Here is a 3,027-nt window from a genome sequence, read left to right on the forward strand (position 1 = left end):
TAGTAAGCGTGTCCGGCTCAATCCAAAAGTAGTAATTTGGTAGTAAATTCGGTTCCCCTATCCCGTGATTTGCCCGGTTTTACGGGCTTTTTTGAGATAATCGGAGTTGTTACACTTAATTTTTTATCTGTCACAGGGTATATAAGATGTTTCTTTTATTTTTTGCTCCATAGTAGTTAGTTTTTTGTGCAATGAAATTGCCATAAATATCGTGATAAGTGCAGATAGTACATCGGCAATCGGTTGTGCGTATAAAATGCCGTTTAATCCCCATACGAATGGCAAGATCAAGATAGCGGGAATAAAGCAGATACCTTGTCGGCAGGCTCCAAGAATAAATCCCTCTTTTCCTTTTCCCAGAGCAAGAAATAAAGAGGAATATACCGTATAGAATCCAAACAACATAAAGGTAAGACCATTTATTTTTAAAGAGGAAGCTCCGATGTTAATCATTTCTGCGTTTCCAGTTGTGAATTGTGAAACGATAGTTGTAGAAAACAGGCTGAATAATAAACCTACAACTACACAGAAAATGGTTGACCATAAAATAGAGGTTTTGATTGCGTTACGCAGACGGTCAAATTTCTTTGCCCCATAACTGTATCCTGCAATCGGTTGAAAGCCTTTAATGAAACCGAATACAGTTAAGCTGCCCATAGATACAAGTCGGGTAACAACACCCATTCCTGCTATGGCTGCGTCACCGTAACCGCCTGCGGCATTGTTTATCAAAGAGATAGAAATGCTTGTCAATAATTGAAACACAAGCGTTGGAATACCGATTTTAAAAATTTCAGAGAGTACTTCTTTAGAAAAGGTACAGTCTGTTATTTTGAATTGAAAGGCGCTTTTTTTCCTTAGGATATAGAGCAGATATACAAGAGTAGATACCACCTGCGAAATTGCTGTTGCAATAGCTGCTCCTGCAACGCCTAAATGGAAAGTATATATAAACAGTGGGTCTAACCCAATATTAAGGACAGCTCCTAACAGCAAAGCACACATTGTAGTTTTCGCTGCTCCTTCACTTGTTACGATGTTGTTCATCGTTACATTAAATACATTGAAAATGCAGGAAACGATGTAAATACCCGCATAGGTAGCAGCATAAGGGAGAATGCTGTCCGTTGCACCTAAAAGTTTTAAAACAGGTTTTAAAAATATGCTCGACAGAGCTATTATAATTGCACCGACAACAAGACTGCTATACAGTGCGGTGCTTGCTACTTTATTCGCCTGTTCTCTGTTTTTTTGCCCTAACAATCGGGAAATGTAGGATGCTGCTCCATTGCCGAACAGCAATCCTAAGCCGACAACTACTTGACCAAGCGGATATACAACCGAGATAGCAGCCATTTGACTTTCACCTAAGCCGCCTACAAAATAGGCATCAACAAGATTGTATAAGGCATTGATGAGCATACCAATCATTGTTGGAATGCCCATAGCTAAAAGGGCTTTTGGAATTGGAGCATTGCCCAGTAACTCCAATTTTTTGTTTTGATTGTTCATAGTGTTGTTTCTCCTTTCACTTGACAAATGCAATAATTTATACTACTATAAAATATAGTAGTTGCAACGCAAAGGGTATTCTACTATAATTTATAGTAGTTGTCAAGATAGTAAAGGAGGAAATTGATATGGCGACCATTGACTTGATAGTTTTGGGAATATTAAAGAAAAAACCTATGAGTGCGTATGATATTCAAAAGTTGGTAGAGTACCGTAATATTTCAAAGTGGGTGAAAATCAGCACTCCTTCGATTTATAAGAAAGTTATTCAGTTGGAGGAAAAGGGATATATTTTAAGTCATATTGAAAAAGAGGGTAAAATGCCAGAGAAGTCAGTTTATTCCTTGACTGAAAAAGGGAAACAGCAATTTGAAAAACTGATGGTTGAAATATCCTGTAAACCTATCAATATTTTCTTAGACTTTAATGCTGTCATCGTGAATCTGGACAGTATGCCAAAAGAAAAACAACAAGAATGCCTGGATAATATTGAGAACAGTATGGCGGTATTAAAAACATATCTGGAAGAAAATATCGCCTTAAAAAATAGTGACAATGATATTCCTGCGACTGGGATGGCGGTTTTACAACAGCAATATATACTAGCGGGGGCTATAGAGGAATGGATAGTTTCTTTAAGAAAAACTCTGGAGTGAATAAAATGGATAACTCTCAATGGATTATTTGCCCTGTTTGTGGCAATAAGACCCGTGACAGAATTAAAAAAGATACAGTATTGAAGAACTATCCTCTCTACTGTCCGAAATGTAAGCAGGAAACTTTGATTGAAGCAAAGAATTTACATATAACAGTCATCAAAGAGCCAGACGCTTTAGACGCAGAGCCGATGAACTTGTGAGTAATCACAGTTTGTCGGCTCTATTTCTATAAACTCAATAAAAGAATATACAAAAACACTCTTTTGGTAACATTTTTCGAATTGAAAGGTTAATTAAAGATTGAAAAATTCATAGGAAGGGGATTTGACATAGGGCTGATTTTGTGTTATTCTCCGTTAGAAACGGACGAAAGGAGAAGCATTTCATGAGCTTTTATATAACGAATGAATTACCGCCTAAAAAGAAAATCAGCTCTGTACAATCAAATCCGATGAAACATTGTACAGAGTATAGCGTAATATAACACGTTTAGATTTCATCGGGAAATGTAGCAATATGTGAATGCAGAGTGCTTCTCTCTCATATATTGTTTCTTTTCTCGTACAAATTTGTGTGCAGCAGGCTATGGACAATGTTTTGTCTATAGCCTTTTGTTGTATATGGGTTGTTTCATTTATTTAGTTTAAGATGAAATGAGTATGGCAGAAGGTTTGATACCACGAGTATCTGACTTCTGCCTTTTTTGTTCCTTTTAGAAAATCAGATTTAAAAAGAGAGGTTTTATTTATGAGCTTATTAGAAATTACAGGTTTAACACATTCTTTGAATATTCCGTTGGCGGGAACCGCCCAGACCGGCGGTTGGTTCCAACCAGTCCGGTCTGATGTTCCTATGG

Annotated in this window: 3 protein-coding genes; 2 read left to right on the forward strand and 1 reads right to left on the reverse strand. The window is 37.1% G+C overall.

The annotated features are described in order from the left end of the window. Window positions 1-123: 123 nt before the first annotated feature. On the reverse strand, window positions 124-1,512 hold the full coding sequence (locus tag B5F53_RS19330) for an MATE family efflux transporter (protein ID WP_087227104.1): 1,389 nt from the start codon (window positions 1,510-1,512) through the stop codon (window positions 124-126). A gap of 128 nt (window positions 1,513-1,640) precedes the next feature. On the opposite strand from B5F53_RS19330, the gene B5F53_RS19335 reads away from it, so the two are divergent. Both B5F53_RS19335 and B5F53_RS19340 read left to right on the forward strand, forming a co-directional pair. After that, window positions 1,641-2,168: a PadR family transcriptional regulator gene (locus B5F53_RS19335; RefSeq protein ID WP_087227106.1), complete on the forward strand. Its 528-nt coding sequence runs from the start codon at window positions 1,641-1,643 to the stop codon at window positions 2,166-2,168. Window positions 2,169-2,173: 5 nt separating this feature from the next. Then, window positions 2,174-2,371: a cysteine-rich KTR domain-containing protein gene (locus B5F53_RS19340; protein WP_087227108.1), complete on the forward strand. Its 198-nt coding sequence runs from the start codon at window positions 2,174-2,176 to the stop codon at window positions 2,369-2,371. Window positions 2,372-3,027 lie beyond the last annotated feature (656 nt).

The organism is Blautia sp. An249, from assembly GCF_002159835.1.
Classification (GTDB): Bacteria; Bacillota; Clostridia; order Lachnospirales; family Lachnospiraceae; genus Blautia_A; species Blautia_A avistercoris.

Coding starts and splice junctions, on each gene's coding strand:
- B5F53_RS19330 (WP_087227104.1), bottom strand. CDS start 1,512: ATGAACAATCAAAACAAAAAATTGGAGTTACTGGGCAATGCTCCAATT.
- B5F53_RS19335 (WP_087227106.1), top strand. CDS start 1,641: ATGGCGACCATTGACTTGATAGTTTTGGGAATATTAAAGAAAAAACCT.
- B5F53_RS19340 (WP_087227108.1), top strand. CDS start 2,174: ATGGATAACTCTCAATGGATTATTTGCCCTGTTTGTGGCAATAAGACC.